Source organism: Actinoplanes solisilvae (assembly GCF_003999975.1).
GTDB classification, from domain to species: Bacteria; Actinomycetota; Actinomycetes; order Mycobacteriales; family Micromonosporaceae; genus Actinoplanes; species Actinoplanes solisilvae.
Genome location: NZ_RJAC01000002.1, coordinates 538,729 through 560,646, shown reverse-complemented (window position 1 = coordinate 560,646; position 21,918 = coordinate 538,729). Strand labels below are relative to the sequence as shown.

At 69.1% G+C, this 21,918-nt stretch carries 21 protein-coding genes; 11 read left to right on the top strand and 10 right to left on the bottom strand.

Features of this window, described 5'->3' with window-relative positions:
* Positions 1 to 11: 11 nt before the first annotated feature.
* The 4 genes from rhaS to EER30_RS09550 are packed head-to-tail and all read right to left on the bottom strand — an operon-like array spanning position 12 to position 4,764.
* Positions 12 to 1,085: a rhamnose ABC transporter substrate-binding protein gene (gene rhaS, locus EER30_RS09565; protein ID WP_127499960.1), complete on the bottom strand. Its 1,074-nt coding sequence runs from the start codon at positions 1,083 to 1,085 to the stop codon at positions 12 to 14.
* A 22-nt stretch (positions 1,086 to 1,107) separates the two neighbouring features.
* Complete coding sequence (locus EER30_RS09560) at positions 1,108 to 2,112, bottom strand: ABC transporter permease (RefSeq protein WP_127499959.1); 1,005 nt, start codon at positions 2,110 to 2,112, stop codon at positions 1,108 to 1,110.
* Positions 2,105 to 3,139 carry an ABC transporter permease gene (locus tag EER30_RS09555; RefSeq protein ID WP_127499958.1) on the bottom strand — a complete coding sequence of 345 codons (1,035 nt, stop codon included), beginning with the start codon at positions 3,137 to 3,139 and terminating at the stop codon, positions 2,105 to 2,107. Before EER30_RS09555 ends, EER30_RS09560 begins: the two co-directional genes overlap by 8 nt.
* Positions 3,136 to 4,764: a sugar ABC transporter ATP-binding protein gene (locus EER30_RS09550; protein WP_240669916.1), complete on the bottom strand. Its 1,629-nt coding sequence runs from the start codon at positions 4,762 to 4,764 to the stop codon at positions 3,136 to 3,138. The genes EER30_RS09555 and EER30_RS09550 overlap by 4 nt, the downstream gene beginning before the upstream one ends.
* Positions 4,765 to 4,924: 160 nt before the next feature.
* Here EER30_RS09550 and EER30_RS09545 point away from each other — a divergent pair, with 160 nt between their 5' ends.
* Positions 4,925 to 6,001 (top strand): LacI family DNA-binding transcriptional regulator, encoded by a 1,077-nt coding sequence (locus tag EER30_RS09545; protein ID WP_127499957.1) that lies wholly within the window; start codon positions 4,925 to 4,927, stop codon positions 5,999 to 6,001.
* Positions 6,002 to 6,088: 87 nt separating this feature from the next.
* On the opposite strand, the gene EER30_RS09540 is transcribed toward EER30_RS09545, so the two are convergent.
* The 4 genes from EER30_RS09540 to EER30_RS09525 all read right to left on the bottom strand — a co-directional run bounded on the left by EER30_RS09540 (position 6,089) and on the right by EER30_RS09525 (position 8,589).
* Positions 6,089 to 6,889 carry an alpha/beta fold hydrolase gene (locus tag EER30_RS09540; protein ID WP_127499956.1) on the bottom strand — a complete coding sequence of 267 codons (801 nt, stop codon included), beginning with the start codon at positions 6,887 to 6,889 and terminating at the stop codon, positions 6,089 to 6,091.
* Positions 6,890 to 7,216: 327 nt separating this feature from the next.
* Positions 7,217 to 7,624 carry a roadblock/LC7 domain-containing protein gene (locus EER30_RS09535; protein WP_127499955.1) on the bottom strand — a complete coding sequence of 136 codons (408 nt, stop codon included), beginning with the start codon at positions 7,622 to 7,624 and terminating at the stop codon, positions 7,217 to 7,219.
* A gap of 159 nt (positions 7,625 to 7,783) precedes the next feature.
* Positions 7,784 to 8,221, bottom strand: coding sequence for a hypothetical protein (locus EER30_RS09530; protein ID WP_127499954.1), 438 nt, complete (start codon positions 8,219 to 8,221; stop codon positions 7,784 to 7,786).
* The gene (locus EER30_RS09525) at positions 8,218 to 8,589 is read right to left on the bottom strand and encodes a hypothetical protein (protein ID WP_127499953.1); all 372 of its coding nucleotides are present in this window, start codon (positions 8,587 to 8,589) and stop codon (positions 8,218 to 8,220) included. Before EER30_RS09525 ends, EER30_RS09530 begins: the two co-directional genes overlap by 4 nt.
* Before the next feature lie 391 nt (positions 8,590 to 8,980).
* Between EER30_RS09525 and EER30_RS09520 the strand changes: the two genes are divergently transcribed.
* From EER30_RS09520 to EER30_RS09485, 8 genes are all read left to right on the top strand, one after another.
* Entirely contained in the window at positions 8,981 to 11,005 is a 2,025-nt protein-coding gene (locus EER30_RS09520; protein WP_127499952.1) for a bifunctional aldolase/short-chain dehydrogenase, read from the top strand.
* Entirely contained in the window at positions 11,002 to 12,339 is a 1,338-nt protein-coding gene (locus EER30_RS09515) for a rhamnulokinase (RefSeq protein ID WP_127499951.1), read from the top strand. Before EER30_RS09520 ends, EER30_RS09515 begins: the two co-directional genes overlap by 4 nt.
* 9 nt (positions 12,340 to 12,348) lie before the next feature.
* The gene (locus tag EER30_RS09510; protein WP_127499950.1) at positions 12,349 to 13,086 is read left to right on the top strand and encodes a (Fe-S)-binding protein; all 738 of its coding nucleotides are present in this window, start codon (positions 12,349 to 12,351) and stop codon (positions 13,084 to 13,086) included.
* Complete coding sequence (locus tag EER30_RS09505; protein WP_127499949.1) at positions 13,083 to 14,510, top strand: LutB/LldF family L-lactate oxidation iron-sulfur protein; 1,428 nt, start codon at positions 13,083 to 13,085, stop codon at positions 14,508 to 14,510. Before EER30_RS09510 ends, EER30_RS09505 begins: the two co-directional genes overlap by 4 nt.
* The gene (locus EER30_RS09500; protein ID WP_127499948.1) at positions 14,507 to 15,103 is read left to right on the top strand and encodes a LutC/YkgG family protein; all 597 of its coding nucleotides are present in this window, start codon (positions 14,507 to 14,509) and stop codon (positions 15,101 to 15,103) included. The genes EER30_RS09505 and EER30_RS09500 overlap by 4 nt, the downstream gene beginning before the upstream one ends.
* Positions 15,100 to 16,515: an L-fucose/L-arabinose isomerase family protein gene (locus EER30_RS09495; RefSeq protein WP_127499947.1), complete on the top strand. Its 1,416-nt coding sequence runs from the start codon at positions 15,100 to 15,102 to the stop codon at positions 16,513 to 16,515. The genes EER30_RS09500 and EER30_RS09495 overlap by 4 nt, the downstream gene beginning before the upstream one ends.
* Positions 16,516 to 16,668: 153 nt before the next feature.
* Positions 16,669 to 17,460 (top strand): SAM-dependent methyltransferase, encoded by a 792-nt coding sequence (locus tag EER30_RS09490; RefSeq protein WP_127499946.1) that lies wholly within the window; start codon positions 16,669 to 16,671, stop codon positions 17,458 to 17,460.
* A 9-nt stretch (positions 17,461 to 17,469) separates the two neighbouring features.
* On the top strand, positions 17,470 to 18,033 hold the full coding sequence (locus EER30_RS09485; RefSeq protein ID WP_240669915.1) for a DUF1707 SHOCT-like domain-containing protein: 564 nt from the start codon (positions 17,470 to 17,472) through the stop codon (positions 18,031 to 18,033).
* On the opposite strand, the gene EER30_RS09480 is transcribed toward EER30_RS09485, so the two are convergent.
* Positions 18,012 to 18,710, bottom strand: coding sequence for a LamG-like jellyroll fold domain-containing protein (locus EER30_RS09480; RefSeq protein ID WP_240669914.1), 699 nt, complete (start codon positions 18,708 to 18,710; stop codon positions 18,012 to 18,014). The genes EER30_RS09485 and EER30_RS09480 overlap by 22 nt on opposite strands.
* A 77-nt stretch (positions 18,711 to 18,787) precedes the next feature.
* Here EER30_RS09480 and EER30_RS09475 point away from each other — a divergent pair, with 77 nt between their 5' ends.
* Positions 18,788 to 20,728, top strand: coding sequence for an APC family permease (locus EER30_RS09475; protein WP_127499945.1), 1,941 nt, complete (start codon positions 18,788 to 18,790; stop codon positions 20,726 to 20,728).
* Positions 20,729 to 20,733: 5 nt separating this feature from the next.
* Here EER30_RS09475 and EER30_RS09470 read toward each other — a convergent pair whose 3' ends face one another.
* Positions 20,734 to 21,189 (bottom strand): NUDIX hydrolase, encoded by a 456-nt coding sequence (locus EER30_RS09470; protein ID WP_127499944.1) that lies wholly within the window; start codon positions 21,187 to 21,189, stop codon positions 20,734 to 20,736.
* 18 nt (positions 21,190 to 21,207) lie between these two features.
* Between EER30_RS09470 and EER30_RS09465 the strand changes: the two genes are divergently transcribed.
* Positions 21,208 to 21,903 (top strand): pentapeptide repeat-containing protein, encoded by a 696-nt coding sequence (locus tag EER30_RS09465; RefSeq protein ID WP_240669913.1) that lies wholly within the window; start codon positions 21,208 to 21,210, stop codon positions 21,901 to 21,903.
* Positions 21,904 to 21,918: the final 15 nt, after the last annotated feature.

Sequence of the window (21,918 nt, the reverse complement as noted above, 5' to 3'; positions counted from 1 at the left end):
GTTCCTGCTACCTAGAAGTTGAACTCGTCGATGTTGGCCTTGGTGAACTCGGTGGGCGGGCCGAGCACGATCTCGCCGCCGGCGCCGATCGTGTACTCGCCGAGCTTGCCGGCCTTGAACTTCTCGCCCTCGGCGCCGGTGATCTGACCCGAAGCCATCGCCGCACCCGCGTACGCCGCGAGGTAGCCGATGTCGGCCGGGTTCCACAGCGCGAACTTCTTCACGGTGTCGTCCTTGACGTACTCGCGCATCTGGTTCGGCAGGCCGAGACCGGTCACCGCGACCTTGCCCTTGTAGCTGGAGGAGCTGATGTAGCGCGCGGCGGCCGCGATGCCCACCGTGGTCGGCGCGACGATCGCCTTCAGGTTCGGGTACGACTGCAGCAGACCCTGGGCCTCCTGGAACGACTTCTGGTCGTCGTCGTTGCCGTAGGCGACCTTGACCAGCTTGAGCTTCGAGTACTCCGGCTTGGCCAGTTCCTTCTTCATGACGTCGATCCACGAGTTCTGGTTCGTGGCGTTCGGGGTGGCCGAGAGGACCGCGATCTCACCGGCGCCGCCGGCCTGCTCGAGCGCCATCTTGGCCAGCGACTCACCGATGCCCTGCGTGGTGGCCTGGTTGATGAACGCGTCGCGGCAGTCCTTGCTGGCGTCCGAGTCGAAGGTGATGACCTTGATCTTCGCGGCGCGGGCCTGGTTGAGCGACGGGCAGACCGCGTTCGGGTCGTTCGCCGCCACCACGATGACGTCCTGCTGCTGCTGGATCAGGGTGTTGATGTAGGACACCTGCGACGAGGCAGACGCGTCGTTCGGGCCGACCAGCTTGTACTCGCCCTTGAGTTCCCCGACGGCGACCTTGCCACCGCCGACCTCAACATCCGAGTACGGGTTGTTGAGCTGCTTCGGCAGGAAGGCGATCTTCAGACCCTCCTTGGCCTGCGCGTTCGGATCGGCGCTGGCGGCGACCTGCGCACCGCCGCCGCTGTTGGACGCGCTGTCCTTGGTGGTGCCACCGCAGGCGGACAGGCCGGTGACGAGAAGTGCGGCGGTGCCTACGGACAGTAGTGTGCGGGAGGAGCGAAGCACGGCGTACTCCAATCTCTGATCGTTATCGTGTGGCCGCGGCTTGCCGAAGTTTCCGGCGTTGCCAATTGCCGCGTACGGCGGTGGTGACGTTCGGGAGCAGCACGGAGAGCACGAGGAGCGTGCCCGTGACGATGTTGAGCGCCTGGCCGGAGACGTCCTCCAGGCGCAGCGCGTTCTGCAGCGCGGTCAGCAGCACGACGCCGGCGAGTACACCCGGCAGGCTGCCCTTTCCGCCGAAGATCGACACACCGCCCAGCAGGACGGCCGCGACCACGGCGAGTTCGAGTCCGGCGCCGTTGTCGGCCCGGGCACTGGCGTAGCGCAGCGTCCACAGCACACCGACCAGGCCGGCGACCGCACCACTGACGACGTAGAGCCAGAACTTGGTGCGTGCCACCCGGATGCCGGAGAAGTGCGCGGCCTGCGCGTTCGCGCCGATGGCGTAGAGCGAGCGGCCGAACGGGGTCGCGTGCTGCACGATCCCGAAGATCAGCGCGAGAGCGACGATGAGGATCAGCACGTTGGGAACCGCGCCGCCGCCGATCGTGCCGGTGACCCAGCCGGTGTAGTCGAACGGGAAGTCGGCCACCGCGCCGTCGCCGAGGACGACGAACGCGAGCCCGCGATAGAGGGCCAGCGTGCCGATCGTGACGGCCAGCGAGGGCAGCCCCAGGCCGGTGATCAGGAAGCCGTTGACCACGCCGCAGACGGCGCCGATCACGATGCAGAGCGGGATGATCGACTCGATTGAGAGGCCCTGGTTCCACAGCCAGCCCATCATCGAGCTGGTCAGCCCGAGCGTGCTGGCCACCGACAGGTCGATCTCGCCGGTCACGATGATCATCGTCATCGGCAGCGCGATCAGGATGATCGGCAGCAGGTCGAGGACCATGAACGTGAAGTTCCGGCTGGTGCCGAAGTTGTCGACGCTGAACGAGGCGACCACCAGGACGAGCACGGTGAGCACCACGATGATGCTGTCCCAACTGGTCAGCCTCGAGCGCAGCGTGGCCACTCGGTCAGACATGCGCGTCCCTCTTTCGCAGCGAACGGGCGATGCGGAAGGCGACCAGGCGGTCGGCGCAGATCGCCAGGATGATCAGCGCGCCCACGATGGCCTGCTGCCAGAACTGGTTGATGTCCAGCACCGCGAGGGCGCTGCCGATCACGGTGAGCAGCAGCGCGCCGAGGGCGGCGCCCCACACCGTGCCGCTGCCGCCGAAGACGGCCACGCCGCCGACCACGACGGCGGCCACGACGTTCAGCTCGTATCCGGTGCCGGCCGCGGCGTCCACCGTGCCGAACCGGGCCGCGTAGAGCACCCCGGCCAGTCCGGCCAGCGCGCCGCTGAGCACGAACGCGCCGAGCAGGTTGCGGGCGACCTTGATGCCGGCGAGCTCGGCGGCGGCGGGGCTGGAACCCATCGCGTACAGCTCGCGGCCGACCCGGTAGTTGCGCATCATGATCGACCCGGCGGCGATCACGACCAGGGCGATCAGCACCAGCCACGGAATGCCGAGGATGCTGTCGTTCGCGAAGGTCAGGAAGTGCCGGGGCAGCTCGTCGGCGTTGACCTGCGAGCCGCCGGCCCACGAATACGTGATGCCGCGATAGATGTAGAGCGTGCCCAGGGTGACGACCAGCGCGGGCACCTTGCCGTAACGCACCAGTACCCCGTTGACCAGGCCGGCGACCGCGCCGACACCGAGGCCGACGAGGAGCGCGACGATCATCGGCAGGTCCTGGTTTTTGCTCATCAGGGTGGCGACGGCGAACGCGCTGATGCCGAGCACCGAGCCGACGCTCAGGTCGATGTTCCGGGTGATCACCACGATCGCCTGCCCGGTCGCCATGACCGCGAGGATCGCCGTGTTGAGCAGGTTGTCGCGGATGCTCTGCCCGGAGAGGAACCGCGGGTTGTCGATCGCGGTGTAGGCGACCAGCAGCGCGAGAGCGAGCACGATGCCCAGCTCGCGCTGCTTGAACAACCCGCTGGCCTTCTGCGCTACAGGGTTGCCGAGCGGCGCCTTGGTGGGCGTCGATGTGATGGTCACGCTGCGACCTCCTGACCCATCGCGGCGTACATGACAGATTCTTCGGTGGCTTCGGCGCGCTCCAACCGGGCGGCGACGCGGCCCTCGCGCAGCACCACGACCCGGTCGGCCATGCCCAGCACCTCGGGCAGCTCCGACGAGACCATGACGACCGCGAGACCGTCGGCGGCCAGCGACGACATCAACCGGTGCACCTCGGCCTTGGTGCCGACGTCGATGCCGCGGGTGGGCTCGTCGACGATCAGCAGCTTCGGGCCGGTGGCCAGCCACTTGGCCAGCACGACCTTCTGCTGGTTGCCGCCCGAGAGCGTGCCGACCGCGTCGCTGAGCCGGCCCAGCTTGGTCTGCAGCTTCTGTGTCCAGGTGTGGGCGTGGGCCCGCTCGCTGCCGCCGAAGAGCAGACCCAGCCGGGCCAGCTTGCGGGCGCGGGGCAGGGTCACGTTGCGCTCGATCGACAGCTCCATGACCAGGCCCTGCTGGCGGCGGTCCTCGGGGACGAGCGCCATGCCGGCCGCCATCGCGGCCCGGGGCGAGCCCTTCTTGAGGCGCCGGCCGTGCAGTTTCACGGTGCCCGTGTCGTACGGATCGACACCGAACACGGCCTGCATGACCTCGGAACGGCCGGCCCCGACGAGCCCGGCCAGGGCGACGATCTCGCCCGACCGTACGGAGAAGGAGATGTCCTTGAAGACGCCCTCGCGGGACAGGCCTTCGACCTCGAGCACGACCTCGCCGGGATCGACGTCCTGCTTGGGGAAGAGCGCGCTCAGATCACGGCCGACCATGCGCCGGATCATGTCGTCGACGCTGAGATCGGCGACCAGCTCGGTGGCGACGTGCTTGCCGTCCCGCATGATCGTGACCCGCTCGCACAGCGCGGTGATCTCTTCGAACCGGTGCGAGATGAACATGATCGCCGCGCCCTCGTCGCGCAGCGACCGCACCACCGAGAAGAGCCGCTCGACCTCGACCGCGGAGAGCGCCGCGGTGGGCTCGTCCATGATCAGCACGCGGGCCTCGGAGGACAGCGCCTTCGCGATCTCGACGAGTTGCTGGTCGGCGATCGAGAGGCCGCGCGCCGGCCGGGCCGGGTCGAGCGGCACGCCCAGCCGGCGGAAGAGCCGCTCGGCGTTGGCGTTCATGGCCTTGCGGTCGAGTTGGCGCAGCTTGGTCAGGGGCTGGTTGCCCATCGCGATGTTCTCGGCGACGGAGAGATCGGGGAAGAGCGTCGGCTCCTGATAGATCACCGCGATGCCGGCGGCCTTGGCGTCACCGGGGCCGCCGAAGTCCACGTCGACGCCGTCGACCCGCAGGGTTCCGGTGTCCGGACGGTGGACCCCGGCCAGCATCTTCACGATCGTGGACTTGCCGGCCCCGTTCTCACCGACGAGCGCGTGCGCCTCGCCGGGATAGAGCGGAAAGCTGACACCTTGCACGGCGGCAACCGCGCCGAACGACTTCGCGACGTCGTGGACCTCGAGCCGCGCCGGGCGATCCCCGGACCGGGCGCCCGAGCGATCCCCGGACCGGGCGGCCGGCTGGGCCGCCGTCCCGTCGCCGGCCTCGGCCGGTTGTTCGTCGCGCCGCGTCGGCTGGTCCTCGGGCCGGGCGTTTGCCTCCGCCACGGTCCACCTCCACGTCCTGGGTGTTGGGGCTATTTTCGGCTATCTTTGAAATGTTTCAGAGAACGTACGAGCAACGTAGGTGGCCCCAATCACACCTGTCAAGCGTTGGTCAGAAACGTTGTGGAAACAAGGCCGAGGCATTTGCGGCGGGTGCCGTAGGATGCGACTTCAACGTTTCAACAATCCGCGCCAGGAGGTTGCTGTGCTCAACGGCAGGACGCCGTCCGTGAAGGACGTCGCCGCGGCCGCCGGCGTCTCGCTGGGCACCGTGTCAAACGTGATGAACCGCCCCGAAGTCGTTAGTACCCGCACCCGTGAACGTGTCGAGCGGGCCATGGCCGACCTGGGTTTCGTCCGTAACGAGTCCGCCCGCCAGCTCCGCGCCGGCACCAGCCGCACCCTGGCGTACGTGATGCTCGACGGCACCAACCCGTTCTTCCACGACGTGGCCCAGGGCATCGAGCTCGCCGCCGAGGACGCCGACCTGTCCCTGTTCATCTGCAACAGCAACAGCCGCTCCTCCCGCGAAGCGGTGCACCTCGACCGCCTGCTCCAGCAGCGTGTGCAGGGCATCCTCATCACCCCGGTCGACCCCGCCGCCCCCCACCTCGACGAACTGACCCGCCGCGGCGTCCCGATGGTGATCGTCGACCGCGTCCGGGGCGCCGACAGCTGCTGCTCGGTAGCGGTCGACGACGTGCTGGGCGGCCGCATCGCCGTGGAACACCTGGCCGAACAGGGCCACACCCGGGTCGCGTTCATCGGCGGTCCCGACTCGATCGGCCAGGTGCGCGAACGTCTGCAGGGCGCCCGCGAGATCTGGGAATCCCTCGGCCGCGACCCCGAAGACCTGGTCTACCTGCCCACCGAGGCGATGACCGTCGCCGAGGGCCGCTCCGCCGGCGAACGTCTGGCCGGCCTGCCCGTCCGCCGCCGTCCGACCGCCGCCTTCTGCGCCAACGACCTGCTGGCCCTGGGCCTGCTGCAGCAGAGCATCGGCGCCGGCCTGCGAGTCCCCGACGACCTGGCCATAGTCGGCTTCGACGACATCGAGTTCGCCGCGGCCGCGGCCGTCCCGCTGACCTCGGTCCGTCAGCCCCGCCAGGAGCTGGGCCGAGCCGCCGCCCAGCTGGTCCTCGACGAGGCGACCAACCCCGACCACCGCCACCAGCAGCTCAGCTTCACCCCCGAGCTGGTCGCCCGAGCCTCAACGGTCAACCGCAACCGCAAAATCTGACGTACGAGTCCTCCAACGAGTTCGGGGCGCTCCTGGCGACCACCTGCGACACCGGGCCGTAGCGCCGGCTCCGGCCGTGGCGGGTGGTCACCCGCGAAGCCAGGCGTAGATCTCGGAGTAGATCTCGGGACCGGGGAGATGGCCGCCGGTGTAGACGTGGCCCTCGGCTTCGGGGATGTGCGTGAGTAGCCACTCGGCATTCTCGGCGGGGACGGTCTCGTCGTCGGTGCCGCGCCAGACGCCTACGGGAACGGCGATCGTCGAGGGGTCGAAGCCCCACGGTCGGGCGAAGGCGAGGCTGTCGTCGACCCAGCCGTCGGTGCTGTCCACGAACGTCGCCCGGAGCCGCGCCATCGCGTCGGGGTCGTCGCGGGCGGCCGGGCCCGGCTCGCCCGGGAACTCGGGGCCGCCCGCTTCGACCTTGGACATGATCGAGGCCGCGGTCTCGGCCAGCCGGGCTCGCAGTTCGGTCTCGTCGCGGGCCGGCTTCTCAGGGTCGCTGGGCTTGATGCCGGAAAGCACCGCACACCGCGTGACCCGGTCAGCCAGCAACGCGGCGCAGGCCAGCGCGTGCGGGCCACCGCCCGAGCCGCCGAAGACCCCGAATCGCGTCCAGCCCTGATGGTCGGCCAGGGCTGCGGTGTCGGACGCTGCCTCGGCGACGTCGCGGCCCGGGTCGCGAGTGGAGCCGCCGTAGCCGGGGCGGTCGTAGATGAGCACGCGCAGCTCACTGCGCTCGATCGCGGCGATCAGCCAGGGCCGCTTCCAGCGACTGCTCGGCGTCCCGCCGTGGAAGATCGTCGGGTGACCGTCTTTCGGGCCGTGCAGTCCGTAGCGGAGAACCCGCCCATCCGCGAGCCGCAGTTCCGACGTTTCCGGCAAAGACATGCGGTCCATCTAAGCGCGCGGTCCGTCAACGTGCCGGGCGGGTGGGGCGCGTGGTGGTAGGGCGTGCGGTCGGGTGGGGCACGTAGTAGGCAGGCGTGTAGTGGCGGGGCAGTGGGCCGGCGTGTAGTCGCGGGCCGCGTGGTGGTGGTGGTGCGCGTGGGTGGGCGGGGCGCAACGCGGCAGAGGCGTGTACCGGGGTTGATCGGTTTTAGGGTGACCACCCGCCACGGCCGGAGCCGGCGCTACGGCCCGGTGTTGCAGGTGGTCGCCAGGAGCGCCCCGAACTCGTTGGAGGACTCGTACTTCTGGATTCTCGTCTTCTGATTCTCAGTCGAAATATCCCGATTTCACGGTTTGGATGCGGAGCAGGTCAGCCAGGCGGGCGGTGACCGGGCGGGCTTCCAGGTGGAGGCGGGCGATGTTGAGGCCGCTGTCGCCGATTACCGCGAGTAGGGCGAGTTCGCCCACCGCGTATACGGAGAGGTAGCCGCCCTGGTTGCGGATCGTGACCTCTTGGAAGGTGCCCTGTTGCAGAGCGGCCCCGCAGGTGCGGCTGATGCCGTGGGCGCCGGCGGCCAGCGCGGCGATGTCGTGGGGTTCGGGGCCTGACACGGTGTCGTGTAGGACCAGCAGGCCGTCCACGCCGGCGATGACGCAGCCGCGCACTCCGGTGACCTGGTGGCGCAGCGCGGCCAGCTCGGCCCGGACTGCCTGGTAGGGATCGGAGGGTTGCACGTCGTTCTCCAGGGGTGGGGGGCCGGGTTCTACAGGTCGTGCAGGGCCACCAGCACGCGGTCAAGGGTGGCCACAGAACCTGCGGGCCGTCCGGGTCGAGCAGGGACACCGCGTGGGCGCCGGGGATGCCGAGCGCCTCCGTCAGCGGTGGCACGGACATCAGCTGAGGCCGGCGTCCAGCTGCTTCATGACCAGGCGGGCCTGGGTCAGGATCATGCCGGTGTTCGCGGTCTTGCGGGCGACCACGACGGCGACGATGTCCTGATTGGTGCTGCGCAGGAACACGTGGACGTACGAGTCGCTCTGGGCCAGGAATTCTTGGAAGTAGTGCCGGCCGTCGAGCACGCCGTAGCGGGCCTTGAAGATCTCTTCGATCATCGTGACGTTGCGGCCCTGGAACAGGTCGAACGTGGCCGCCGCGATCAGGTCGAGGACCTCGCCGGGGTGGTTCTCGAGGGTGTCCGCGGCGAGGAGCATGCCGGTGGACATGTCGACCAGGCCGGCGCCGACGCATTCCGGCACCTGGGTGCGGAACTGCTGGACCGCCTCGGTGATCAACTGTGAGGTGCCGCGTACGCCTAGGTCGGCGGCCGTCATACCTCGAGCTCCGATTCGATCTTGCGGAGCTGGTGCCGGGCGAGGCCCAGGTTGGCGCGGCTCTTGTTCAGCGCGAGGTAGAGGAAGAACGCCTCGTTGCCGCGGGCCTTCAGCAGGCGGATCAGGTGGTACTGCGAGTCGAGGGTGATCAGGATGTCCTCGATGGTGTCGCCCAGGCCGAGCATCTCGAGGGTGCGGACCTTGGCCCGGATCACGTCGGTGTTGCCGGCCGCGGCGACGTTCATGTCCATGTTCAGGCCGCCGCCCATGACCCCCAGCGTGAGACCGCTGGTGTAGTCGACGAGCGCGACGCCGATGGCGCCTTCGATGGTCATGGCTTCCTTGAGGGAAGTCTCGATGTTCGCCACTTACTACTCCAAAAGGACACGAGGAACAGATGCGTTCCCGAATTGACGGCCGCAACAGTTGCACGTCGCGCAATGGTTGAACACTCAAGAAAGGGCGAATCGCCCCAGGTCAGGCCGAAGATCGAGATGTCCTGGCCATTGACCCGTCCGCGGTCGTCCGATCGGCGAGGAAGCGGCCGTTTCGTCGGATGGACACGTTGGAAAGAGGGTTACCCGAACCGACGCAGGAGCAACGTTTCAATTGACGAAGGCATCTTGACCGCGGTCGCTACAGCCCCGTAATGTGTCGGCAACGTCTGAAACGTTTCACGGCATAATGGCCGGGCCGAGTTCGACGGCCACGGCCTTGGCCCACACAGCGTCACGTCTAGCGACCCCGGCGAAGGACACCATGACGAACCCCGCAGTGCGTGAGCTCCTGGAGCGCAGCAACCGGCTCGGCGCCGACCCGCGCAACACCAACTACGCCGGGGGCAACACCTCGGCCAAGGGCAGCGAGACCGACCCGGTCACCGGCGAGCCGGCCGACCTGCTGTGGGTCAAGGGCTCCGGCGGCGACCTCGGCACCCTGACCGAGAAGGGCCTGGCCGTGCTGCGGCTCGACCGGCTGCGGGCGATGACGGCCACCTACCCGGGCGTCGAGCGCGAGGACGAGATGGTCGCCGCCTTCGACTACTGCCTGCACGGCCGGGGCGGCGCGGCGCCGTCGATCGACACCGCCATGCACGGGCTGGTCGAGTCCGCTCACGTCGACCACCTGCACCCCGACTCCGGCATCGCGATCGCCACCGCGGCCGACGGTCCGGCCCTGACCAAGGAGATCTTCGGCGACCGGGTGCTGTGGGTGCCGTGGCGCCGGCCCGGTTTCCAGCTCGGCCTCGACATCGCCGCCGTGCAGAAGGCCAACCCGCAGGCGATCGGCGTGATCCTGGGCGGGCACGGCATCACCGCGTGGGGCGCGACCAGCGCGGAATCCGAACGTAACTCGCTCGAGATCATCAAGTTGGCCGCCGACTATCTGGCCGAGCACGGCAAAGCCGAACCGTTCGGTAAGAAAGTCCACGAAAGCGCACCGAACCGGAGGCAGCGGGCGGCGGAGCTCTTCCCCGTCCTGCGCGGGCTCGCCTCAACTGATCGGGCGCAGGTCGGACACTTCACCGACAGCGACGTTGTTCTCGACTTCGTGAACAGCGAGCGTCTGGGCGAGCTCGCTGAGAAGGGCACGTCCTGCCCTGACCACTTCCTGCGCACCAAGGTCAAGCCGATGGTGCTCGACACCGCCCCCGACGCCCCGCTCGACGAGGTCGTGGCCCGGGCCAAGGAGCTGCACGAGGCCTACCGCGACGACTACCGCGGCTACTACGAGCGGCACGCCACCGCCGACAGCCCGGCCATCCGCGGTGCCGACCCGGCCATCGTGCTGGTGCCCGGCATCGGCATGTTCTCGTTCGGCGCCAACAAGCAGACCGCCCGCGTCGCCGGCGAGTTCTACGTCAACGCCATCAACGTGATGCGCGGCGCCGAGTCCGTCTCGACCTACGCCCCGATCGACGAGGCCGAGAAGTTCCGCATCGAATACTGGGCCCTCGAAGAGGCCAAGCTGCAGCGCATGCCGAAGCCGAAGCCCCACGCGACCCGCATCGCCTATGTGACCGGCGGTGGTTCGGGCATCGGCCGGGCGATCGCGCTGCGGCTGGCCGCCGAGGGCGCCTGCGTGGTCGTCGCCGACCGCGACTTCGAAGCCGCGCGAACAGTGGCCGGCGAGATCGGCGGCGCCGACGTGGCGCTGGCGGTGGCGGCCGACGTGACCAGCGCCGACGCGATCGTGCAGAGCCTCCAGGAGGCGGTTCTCGCTTTCGGTGGCGTCGACCTGGTGGTCAACAACGCCGGGTTGAGCATCTCCAAGCCGCTGCTCGAGACCACCGAGCAGGACTGGGACCTGCAGCACGACGTGATGGCCAAGGGCTCGTTCCTGGTCTCCCGCGAGACCGCCCGCATCCTGGTCGCGCAGGGCCTGGGCGGCGACATCATCTACATCTCCAGCAAGAACTCGATCTTCGCCGGGCCCAACAACGTCGCCTACGGCGCGACCAAGGCCGACCAGGCCCACCAGGTGCGGCTGCTCGCCGCCGAGCTGGGCGCCCACGGCGTGCGGGTCAACGGCATCAACCCCGACGGCGTCGTACGAGGCTCCGGCATCTTCGCCGGAGGCTGGGGCGCCAAGCGTGCCGCCGTCTACGGCGTGCCCGAGGAGAAGCTGGGCGAGTACTACGCGCAGCGCACCCTGCTCAAGCGTGAGGTGCTGCCCGAGCACGTCGCCAACGCGGTCTTCGCGCTGACCGGCGGCGACCTGACCCACACGACCGGCCTGCACATTCCGGTGGACGCCGGGGTGGCCGCGGCCTTCCTGCGATGACATCGTTCGCCGCGGTCGACCTCGGCGCGTCCAGCGGGCGCGTCATGGTCGGTCGCTTGGAGAAGAACCGCGTCGAAATCCAGGAAGTACATCGGTTCGCCAACGAGTCGGTGCGTGTCGGCGGCACCCTGCACTGGGACATCCTCTCGCTCTACCGCGGGGTGCTGGAAGGGCTGAAGAAGGCGGGCCCGGTCGAGAGCATCGGCATCGACTCGTGGGCGGTCGACTACGGCCTGCTCGACGCGTCGGGCGCGCTGCTCGGCAACCCCGTGCACTACCGCGACGGCCGTACGGACAACGTGCGCCTGACGGTCGGCGACGAGAAGCTCTACGAGATCAGTGGACTGCAGAAGCTGCCGTTCAACACGATCTATCAGCTCGCCGCCGCGCAGGGCACGCCGCAGTTCGAGATCGCCCAGCAGATGCTGCTCATCCCGGATCTGCTGGCGTACTGGCTGACCGGGGAGATGGGCGCCGAATACACGAACGCGTCGACGACCGGGCTGCTCGACGTGCGTACCCGGGACTGGTCGGCGCCCCTGATCGCCGAGCTCGGCCTGCGACCCTCGCTGCTGCCGCCGATCCGGCAACCCGGCGACGTGATCGGCGACTACCGCGGCACGCGTGTGGTGGCCGTGGGGTCGCACGACACGGCGTCGGCCGTCGTGGGTGTGCCGGCCGAGAGCGAGCATTTCGCGTACATCTCTTGCGGCACTTGGTCTTTGGTCGGTCTGGAACTGAACGAGCCGGTGCTGAGCGTGGCCTCGAGGCAGGCCAACTTCACCAACGAGGGCGGGGTCGACGGCACGATCCGCTATCTGCGCAACGTGATGGGGCTGTGGCCGCTGCAGGAGTGCATGCGCGAGTGGGGCAACCCGGACATCACCGAGCTGCTGCGGGCCGCCTCACGAGAGAAGCCCGTGGTCATCGATCTCGACGATCCCGTGTTCATGCCGCCGGGCGACATGGCTCAGCGGGTGGCGAAAGCGGCGGGTCTGCAAGATCCGAGCCCGGCGGTGCTAACCCGGTGCATCGTGGACAGTCTCGCGGTCGCCCACAAGCGGGCCGTCGAGCAGGCCCAGCAGCTCTCGGGACGGCACGTCGACGCGATCCACATCGTCGGCGGCGGGGCTCGCAACGAGCTGCTCTGCCAGCTCACCGCCGACGCTTGCGGGCTGCCGGTGCTGGCCGGGCCGGTCGAGGCGACCGCGCTGGGCAACCTGCTCGTGCAGGCCCGCGCGGCCGGGGTGATCAACGGTGACCTCGCGGCGCTGCGTACGGTTCTGCGAGAAACTCAGCGAGTGGTGCGGTACGAGCCCCAGATCCCCCGTTAAGGAGGCGCAGTGCGGATAGCGTTGTTCGCCACCTGCCTTGCCGACACGATGTTCCCGGCCGCGGCGAAGGCAACCGTCCAGCTTCTCGAACGGCTCGGTCACGAGGTCGTCTTCCCCGAGGAGCAGACCTGTTGCGGCCAGATGCACGTCAACACCGGCTACCAGAAAGAGGCACTTCCCCTCGTACGCCGTTACGTGCGCACCTTCGAGTCGTGTGACGTCATCGTGGCCCCCTCGGGCAGCTGCGTCGGCTCGATCCGCCACCAGCACGCGATGGTCGCGCGCCAGGCCGGCGAGGAGGGGCTGGCGTCGCGAGCCGAGACCGTCGCCGGCCGCACCTACGAGCTGTCCGAGCTGCTGATCGACGTGCTCAAGGTCGAGGACGTCGGCGCCTACTACCCGCATCGGGTCACCTATCACCCGACCTGCCATTCGCTGCGGGTGCTGCGGGTCGGCGATCGCCCGTTGCGGCTGCTGCGCCAGGTACGCGGGCTCGACCTGGTCGAGCTGCCCGCGGCCGAGCAGTGCTGCGGGTTCGGCGGCACGTTCGCGGTGAAGAACGCGGACACGTCGACCGCGATGCTGGCCGACAAGATGCGGCACGTGCTCGACACCGGCGCCGACGTCTGCACGGCCGGCGACGCGTCCTGCCTGATGCACATCGGCGGTGGCCTGTCCCGGCTGCAGTCCGGCGTGCGGACGGTGCACCTGGCCGAGATCCTGGCGTCGACGGAGGCTGGCTCGTGAGCACATTTCTGGGCATGCCGGCGTACGCACCTCGGGGTGTGGGTCACCTGCGGGGCGACGAGCCGTTCCCTGAGGCGGCGCGGACGGCGCTGGCGAATCCGCAGCTGCGGCGCAACCTGCAGCACGCGACGACGACCATCCGCGGCAAATCGGGCGCGGTCATCGCCGAGCTGCCGGACTGGCAGGAGCTTCGGTCGGCGGGGTCGGCACTGAAGGCGTACACGATGGCCAATCTGCCGCGGCTGCTCGAGCAGCTCGAGGAGAGGGTCACTGCGGCCGGTGGCGTGGTGCACTGGGCGGCCGACGCCACGGAGGCCAACCGCATCGTCACCGACCTGGTGAAGGCGACCGGCGAGCAGCGGGTCATCAAGATCAAGTCGATGGCGACGATGGAGATCGGGCTCAACGAGGCTCTCGAGGACGCCGGCATCACGCCGGTCGAGACCGACCTGGCCGAGCTCATCGTGCAGCTCGGCCACGACAAGCCGTCGCACATCCTCGTGCCGGCTATTCACCGCAACCGCTCCGAGATCCGCGAGATCTTCCTTTCGGAGATGCCGGGGGTCGATCCGGACCTGACCGATGATCCGCCCGTGCTGGCCGCGGCGGCCCGGCGCTACCTGCGCGAGACGTTCCTCAGCACCAAGGTGGCCGTGTCGGGGGCGAACTTCGGCATCGCCGAGACCGGCACGCTCGCCGTCGTCGAATCCGAGGGCAACGGGCGCATGTGCCTGACCCTGCCGGAAACGCTGATCACCGTCATGGGCATCGAGAAGCTCGTACCGACATGGCAGGACCTCGAAGTGTTCCTTCAACTGCTGCCGCGCGCCTCGACCGGCGAGCGGATGAACCCGTACACGTCGATGTGGACCGGGGTGGCGCCCGGCGACGGGCCGCAGAACTTCCACCTCGTGCTGCTCGACAACGGGCGTACGGCGGTGCTGGCCGACGAGGTGGGTCGCCAGGCGCTGCACTGCATCCGGTGCTCGGCCTGCCTCAACGTGTGCCCGGTCTACGAGCGGACGGGCGGGCACGCGTACGGCTCGGTCTATCCCGGCCCGATCGGCGCGATCCTCTCGCCGCAGCTGACCGGGGTCGAGGACAACGCTTCGCTTCCGTACGCGTCGTCGCTGTGCGGGGCGTGCTTCGACGCCTGCCCGGTGAAGATCGACATCCCGTCGATCCTCGTGCACCTGCGTAACCAGGTGCCGCACCCGCGCGCCGAGAGGACCGCGATGGCGGCTGCGGCGTACACGATGGACCATCCCAAGCTCTATGAGCGCGCGCAGAAAGCCGCCAGGCTGGCGAAGTTGCTCGGTAAACGGGGTCGGGGGTTGCCGCCGCCGTTGAACGGCTGGTCGTCCTCGCGCGACCTGCCCACGCCGCCGTCGGAGACCTTCAGGGATTGGTGGCGGGGTCGATGAGCAGCAAAGAGCTGATTCTCGGGCGAATCCGCCAGGCGCTGGGTTCTTCTCCCGCGGAGCCCGATATCCCGCGCGACTATCGGACCGGCGCGGCACCTGTTGATCTTGACTTGCTCGTCGAGCGGCTGGTCGACTACAAGGCGGTAGTTCACCGTACGTCGGATGTCTCGGGCGCGATCGCCGAGATCATCGGGTCGGGCACTCTGGTCGTACCCCCTGGTCTGCCCGGGGAATGGCTGCCGCCGGAGGTGCCGGTGCGTCGTGACGACGGTCTTTCGGCGGCTGAGATCGCCGCGGCCGATGGTGTCGTGACCGCCGCGGCCGTCGCCGTTGTCGAGACCGGCACGATCGTGCTGGACGCCTCCGACGATCAGGGGCGGCGCATCCTCTCACTCCTGCCCGACCTGCACATCTGCGTGCTGCGTCCGGAACAGGTGGTCGCCTCCGTGCCCGAGGCCGTGGCCCAGCTCGAACCGACCCGCCCCCTCACGTGGATCAGCGGGCCCTCAGCGACCAGCGACATCGAGCTCAACCGGGTCGAGGGGGTGCACGGCCCCCGCAACCTGCACGTGATCCTTTGGGAGACAGCATGATCCTCACCCCTAAAGCACGACGTAAGACCCGGATCGGGCTGGTGGCCGGCGGCCTCGGCACGTACTGGCCGCAGTTCCCCGACCTGCTGCCGCAGTTGCAGGAGTCGGCCCGGTACGTCTCCGAGCGGTTCCAGGAGATGGACGCCGAGGTCACCGACGTCGGCTTCATCTCCGACGCGCAGGAGGGCGCGGTCGCGGCCGAGAAGCTGCGGCAGGCCGACTGCGACCTCATCGTGCTCTTCCTGACCACCTATCTCACGTCGTCGATGGTGCTGCCGATCGCGCAGCGGTCGAACACCCCGGTGCTGGTCATCGACCTGCAGCCGACCGAGAAGATGGACCACGCCACCTTCGACACCGGGGCTTGGCTGGCCTACTGCGGGCAGTGCCCGGTGCCCGAGGTCGGCAACCTGTTCCGGCGGGCCGGCATCCCGTTCCGGTCGGTCACCGGCTGGCTCAAGCAGGAGAGCGCCTGGACGCGCATCTCGCGGTGGATCACCGCCGCCCGGGTGCGGGCCGCGCTGCGTACGGCCCGGCACGGGCTGATGGGCCACCTCTATCCGGGCATGCTCGACGTGTCGACCGACCTCACGCTGCTGCCGACCACGTTCGGTTCGCACGTCGAGGTGCTCGAGTTCGACGACCTTCGGGAACGCACGCTCGCGGCGACCGACGACGAGGTCGCCGAGCGGATGGAGCTGGCCCGCAAGATCTTCGTGCTGGACGACTCGGTGAAGGACGACGACTTCGCCTGGGGCGCTCGCGTCTCGGTCGGCCTCGACAAGCTCGCCGAGGACTTCGACCTCGACAGCCTCGCCTACTACCACCGTGGGCTGGCCGGCGAGCAGCACGAGCGGCTCGGCGCCGGCATGATCCTGGGCGCGTCGCTGCTGACCGCGCGGGGCATCCCGACGACCGGTGAATACGAGCTGCGTACGACCGTGGCCCAGCTCGCCACCCAGGTCGCCGGGGCAGGTGGATCGTTCTGCGAGATCCAGGCGCTGAATTTCGAGGACGACGTCGTCGAGATGGGGCACGACGGGCCGGCCCACCTCGCGGTCAGTTCACGGCAGCCGCTGCTGCGCGGGCTGGGCGTCTATCACGGCAAGCGTGGCTGGGGCGTCTCGGTCGAATTCGACGTACGCCCCGGGCCGGTGACCCTGCTCGGGCTGGGCCAGGACCGGGACGGCTCGCTGTCGTTCATCGCGGGCGAGGGCACCGTGGTCGAGGGACCGCTGCTCGCGATCGGCAACACCACGAGCCGGGTCGACTTCGGCCGCGACCCGGGCGAGTGGGTCGACGACTGGAGCGCCTCCGGCGTCGGCCACCACTGGTCGCTGTCGCTCGGCCACCGCGCCGCCGACTACAAGGCCGCCGCCAGTTTGCTGGGAATCGAGTTCCTGCAGGTCTGAGCCGGGTAAACGGGTGGTCATGACGATTGTCGTGACCACCCCGACCGGGCGCCGCGAGATTTTCGCAGCACGACTCCCGCCACGCTGCACACCTGGGCGTTTGCTGAACTTTCCGGGGCGCTGACGTCCTCCACAAAGGACTAAACTGCCCGGATGGTGGATGAGACCCGGGTACATTCGGCGCGGCGTTACAACTACTGGCTCGGCGGCAAGGACAACTTCGCCGTCGATCGCGAGTCGGGCGAGCAGATCGCCGCGGTCTTCCCCACCATCCGCACGACCGCTCGCGAGAACCGGGGCTTCCTGCGGCGCGCGGTCACCCACCTGACCCAGGAAGCCGGCGTCCGGCAGTTCCTCGACATCGGCACCGGCCTGCCCACGGCCGACAACACGCACGAGGTCGCCCAGCGCATCGCGCCCGGCTCGCGCGTCGTCTACGTCGACAACGACCCGATGGTGCTGGTGCACGCGCGGGCGCTGCTGACCAGCACCCCCGAGGGCCGCACCGCCTATCTCGAGGCCGACCTGCGCGACCCCGGCAAGATCCTCGCCGACCCGGCCCTCCGCGACGTGCTCGACCTCGATCAGCCGGTCGCGCTGATGCTCATCGCCGTGCTGCACTTCATCCGCGACACCGACGAGGCCGCCGGGCTGGTGCGCACGCTGCTCGACGCCCTGCCGTCCGGCAGCTACCTGGTGCTGAGCAACGGCACCGGCGACTTCTCCGACGCCGAGACCCGCGCCCGGTTCGAGGCGATGGCGGCCCGGGGTCAGATCGACGCCTGGCCGCGCACGCGCGACGAGGTCCGTACGATCGCCGAAGGCTTGGAGATCCTCGAGCCGGGCATCGTGGCCGTCAGCGACTGGCGCGCCGACGACGAGCCGCAGCCCCGCCCGACGCCGGCCGAGGTCAGCGTCTATGGCCTGGTGGCCCGGAAGCCCTAAGATCGCGTCGTGACCACACCGATGCGGGTGCCGCCCTCCGAGCCCGAGCGTGAGCGCGCCGCCGAGCTGCTGCAGAAGGCGTGCGGCGACGGCATTCTGACGCTTGAGCAGTTCAGCGTGCGCGTCGGCGAGGTCTGGGCCGCCGAGACGACCGAAGATCTGGTCCGGGTCACCGCCGACCTGGGCCGCGCGCCGGTCGTCGGCTCGGCCACCACGGTCGACAAGGTCGTCACCGTCTTCAGCGAGAACAAGCGCCGGGGCCGCTGGCGGCTGCGCGAACCGCGGCTCAAGCTTTTCACCCTGTTCGGCTCGACCGAGCTCGACCTGCGCGAGGTGCTCACCGACCAGGACGTCATCGAGGTCGCCGGCACCTGCACCTTCGGCGAGCTGAAGATCATCGTCCCGGAGGGGGTCGAGGTCGACCTGACCGGAACGGTCGTCTTCTCGTCGCGCAACATGCACCTGGCCGCCGTGCCGCGCCTGCCCGGCACGCCCGAGATCCGCGTGCACGTCACCACGTGGTTCAGCAACGTCGAGGTCGTCTCCCGCCCCTACGCGCTGCCGCCGGCCTGAATCGTCACCCAGACGTCGTCCAGCATGCCCTGGAACTGGTCGTTGTCGGCGTAGGAGCCCTTCCCGCCGATGCTGAACGGCAGGCGGTTGTTGACCGACAGGCCGGCCGGTAACGTGGCCCGCCCGCGTTCGAAGCCGTCGACCAGCATGCTCAGGCGGGTCCCGTCGCGGCGGCACTCCAGCGTGTGCCAGCGGTCGTCGGCGATGCCCACGCTGCTGATCGCGGCGTGGATGCGCGGGTGCCGGTCGTCGACCAGCACGCAGCTCGGCCGCCCGGCCAGGCCGTCGATCTGCAGCTTGTACTGGCTGCCCCGCATCGAATAGCCCTTCTGCAACACGTTCTCGCCGTCGGTCGTCTGATCGGGGGCGAGCCGCACCGAGGCGCCGTAGCGGATCGGGCGCCGGCCCGGGTTGAGCTCCGTCGTGCTGGCCGCCCGCAGCGCGATCCGGGGGCAGGGCTCGTTGCGGCACGGTGGCGGGAACGCCAGAGCCTTGCCGGCACCGTGCGGCACCGTCTGGAACGCGCCGCCGAACCGGCTGACCGGGCTGAGGTCATGGCCGTGCCCGGAGACGTCGGCCAGCGGTGCGGGCCCGTCGAACGTGTAGCGGGCCGCGAGCGGCGCGGCCGGGGCGGCCCCGCTCATGGTCAGCAGCACCAGGACGGAGAGAAATCGCACGCCGTGTCAACGCCGCTACCCACGGAGAGGATGCGCGGCTTTTTTGACGCCGTATTAACGCTCTCGCTTGGCGGTCGATGTCACGACGATGGAACCATTTTGCGGTGACCGCAACCGGGTTCCGGGATTGGATGCTCTCCGGACTGAACGAGACCGCACAGCACCACGAGGGCCCGCACGGCCAGCCGGCCGACCCCGACGAGAAGCCGCACTCGTGGTGGAAGGTGATGTGCCTGACCGGCGTGGACTACTTCTCCACGCTGGGCTACCAGCCGGGCATCGCCGCCCTCGCCGCCGGTGTTCTCTCGCCGATCGCCACCCTCGTGCTCGTGCTGGTGACCCTGCTCGGGGCGCTGCCCGTCTATCGCCGCGTGGCCTCGGACAGCCCGAACGGCGAGGGCTCGATCGCGATGCTGGTCAAGCTGCTGTCCTTCTGGAAGGGCAAGCTGTTCGTCCTGGCCCTGCTCGGCTTCGCGGCCACCGACTTCATCATCACGATCACCCTCTCGGCCGCCGACGCGACCGCGCACATCGACGAGAACCCGTTCTGGCCCGACTCGCTGCAGGGCCACCAGGTGATCGTGACCATGCTGCTGATCGCCCTGCTCGGCGCGGTCTTCCTGAAGGGCTTCACCGAGGCGATCGGCATCGCGGTCGGCCTGGTCGGCATCTATCTCGTGCTCAACGTCGTCGTCATCGGCGACGGACTGTGGCAGGTGATCACCCACCCGCACGCGGTGATCGACTGGACCGACGCGCTGACCACCTCGCACGGCAGTCCGCTCGCCATGGTCGGCATCGCGCTGCTGGTCTTCCCCAAACTGGCCCTCGGACTGTCCGGCTTCGAAACCGGCGTCGCGGTCATGCCGCACATCAAGGGCGACCGCGCCGGACGCATCCGCGGCGCGAAGAAGCTGCTCACCACGGCCGCCGTGATCATGAGCGTGTTCCTGATGACCAGCAGCCTGGTCACCACCGTGCTGATCCCGCAGTCGGAGTTCGAGGCGGGCGGCGAGGCGAACGGGCGCGCGCTGGCCTTCCTGGCCCACGAGAGGCTCGGCAACGTCTTCGGGACCGCGTACGACCTGTCGACGATCGCGATCCTGTGGTTCGCGGGGGCATCGGCGATGGCCGGGCTGCTCAACCTGGTGCCGCGCTACCTGCCGCGCTTCGGCATGGCGCCCAGCTGGGCCCGGGCCGTACGCCCCCTGGTGCTGGTCTTCACCGGCACGGCGTTCCTGATCACCTGGATCTTCGACGCCGACGTCGACGCGCAGGGCGGCGCCTACGCCACCGGAGTCCTGGTGCTGATCACGTCAGCCGCGGTCGCCGTGACGCTCTCGGCCCGCCGACGAGGGCAACGCAAACGGACGTACGCCTTCGGGGTCATCGCGGTGCTGTTCGCCTACACGACCGTCGCCAACGTGGTCGAGCGGCCGGACGGCGTGAAGATCGCGGCCTGTTTTATCGCGGCGATCCTGGTGACCTCGTTCCTGTCCCGGCTCTTCCGCTCGTTCGACCTGCGCGTCACGAACATCGAAGCCGACGAGGTCGCGCGCGGCTTCCTCAACGAATGCCGTCGTCGCCAGATCCGGCTGGTCGCCAACGAGCCCGACGGCCGCGACACCCGCGAATACAGCGACAAGATCGCTCAGATCCTCGCCGACAACGACATGGCCGACGACCGTGACGTGATCTTCGTAGAGGTGACGGTCGCCGACGCCTCCGATTTCGAGACCGAGCTCCGCGTACGGGGTGAGGTCCTGCACCACCGCTACCGGGTGCTGCGCGTGGAGAGTTCGTCGGTGCCGAGCGCGCTGGCCGCCCTGCTGCTGTGGATCCGCGACACCACGGGCCGCCGGCCACACATCTACTTCGAATGGACCGAGGGCAGCCCGGTCGCCAACTTCATCCGCTACCTGATCTTCGGCCAGGGCGAGGTGGCCCCGGTAACCCGCGAAATGATCCGCCAGGCCGAACCCGACCGCAACCGACGCCCTCACGTACACGTGGGGTGACGCTTCTACGGCCTGTCGCCACGCAGCGCCTGCTCCAGACAGCGGGCCTGGTGCGGCGGCAGGGCCGGCACGTCCGCGGCCTCGAACCACCGCACGTCGACCGATTCGTCGTCGTTGACCCGCGCCGCGCCGCCCGCGTAGCGGCACAGCAATCCGACGCAGAGCCAGTAGATCTGGTCGCCGTTCGGGGCCACGTCGAGATCGAGCGCCTCGACAGCGAGCAGGCGTTCGACGGTGACCTCGACGCCGGTCTCCTCCCGCACCTCGCGTCTCGCGCCGTCGGCCGGCTGTTCGCCGGGCTCGAGACAACCGGTGGTCAGCGCCCATTCGTCGGTGTCGGAACGGCGTACGAGCAGCACACGGTTCCGGTCGTCGAGCACGACGGCGATCACGCCCGGCAGCGGCAACGGGTCGTGCCCGACCTTCTTCCTGAGGGCGACGACGAACTCCGGGATAGGCACGCCGCCTAGGGTAATCCGGTGATCAACCGACGAGCCGCGACCAACCGCCGTCCGCGCATGGGTCCGCCGCTGGCGCCCAAACTGCCGGAATCGCTCTCTCCGGCCAGTGTTGTGCAGTGCGAACTCGAACACGAGCAGACGGTTGAGGCCGCTGGCTATCAGGGCGTCGACCTGGGCGGCACGCTGGCGGAAAGCGTCGAGTTCGACCGCTGCGCCTTTCGCCAGACGAGTTTCGCGGGCGCACAACTGCAGACCGTGCGCTTCACCGACTGTGTCGTGGAGACTTCCGACCTGTCCAACGTGCGGGCCGAGAACGCAAGACTCGAACGGGTCAGCCTGTCGGGCTGCCGAGCGACCGGCTTGGCGGCCAGCGGCGCGATGCTCAGCGACGTCGCATTCACCGACTGCAAGGCCGACCTGACGAACTGGCGCTTCACGCGCTTCGAGGCGGTGACTTTCCAGAACTGCAACCTGGCCGGCGCCGACTTCACCGAAGCCGATCTGCGCGGTGCGAGCTTCACCGACTGCGACCTGTCCGGGGCGCAGTTCCACCAGGCCACCATGGCCGGCACCCGGTTCCGGCACTGCGAACTGCAGGGCATCGGTGGCATCACCAACTGGGAGGGCGCGATCGTCCACCCCGACGACCTACTGGAGCTGTCCTACATCCTGGCCGGCGCCCTCGGCATCGTCATCGATACCGACCGCCCATAGCCGGCCCCGGCTGTT

Bases quoted from the DNA above. Each gene is read 5' to 3' on its own strand.
- EER30_RS09560 (WP_127499959.1), bottom strand. From the start codon at position 2,112: ATGTCTGACCGAGTGGCCACGCTGCGCTCGAGGCTGACCAGTTGGGAC.
- EER30_RS09545 (WP_127499957.1), top strand. From the start codon at position 4,925: ATGCGACTTCAACGTTTCAACAATCCGCGCCAGGAGGTTGCTGTGCTC.
- EER30_RS09540 (WP_127499956.1), bottom strand. From the start codon at position 6,889: ATGTCTTTGCCGGAAACGTCGGAACTGCGGCTCGCGGATGGGCGGGTT.
- EER30_RS09530 (WP_127499954.1), bottom strand. From the start codon at position 8,221: ATGACGGCCGCCGACCTAGGCGTACGCGGCACCTCACAGTTGATCACC.
- EER30_RS09520 (WP_127499952.1), top strand. From the start codon at position 8,981: ATGACGAACCCCGCAGTGCGTGAGCTCCTGGAGCGCAGCAACCGGCTC.
- EER30_RS09515 (WP_127499951.1), top strand. From the start codon at position 11,002: ATGACATCGTTCGCCGCGGTCGACCTCGGCGCGTCCAGCGGGCGCGTC.
- EER30_RS09500 (WP_127499948.1), top strand. From the start codon at position 14,507: ATGAGCAGCAAAGAGCTGATTCTCGGGCGAATCCGCCAGGCGCTGGGT.
- EER30_RS09495 (WP_127499947.1), top strand. From the start codon at position 15,100: ATGATCCTCACCCCTAAAGCACGACGTAAGACCCGGATCGGGCTGGTG.
- EER30_RS09490 (WP_127499946.1), top strand. From the start codon at position 16,669: ATGGTGGATGAGACCCGGGTACATTCGGCGCGGCGTTACAACTACTGG.
- EER30_RS09475 (WP_127499945.1), top strand. From the start codon at position 18,788: ATGTCACGACGATGGAACCATTTTGCGGTGACCGCAACCGGGTTCCGG.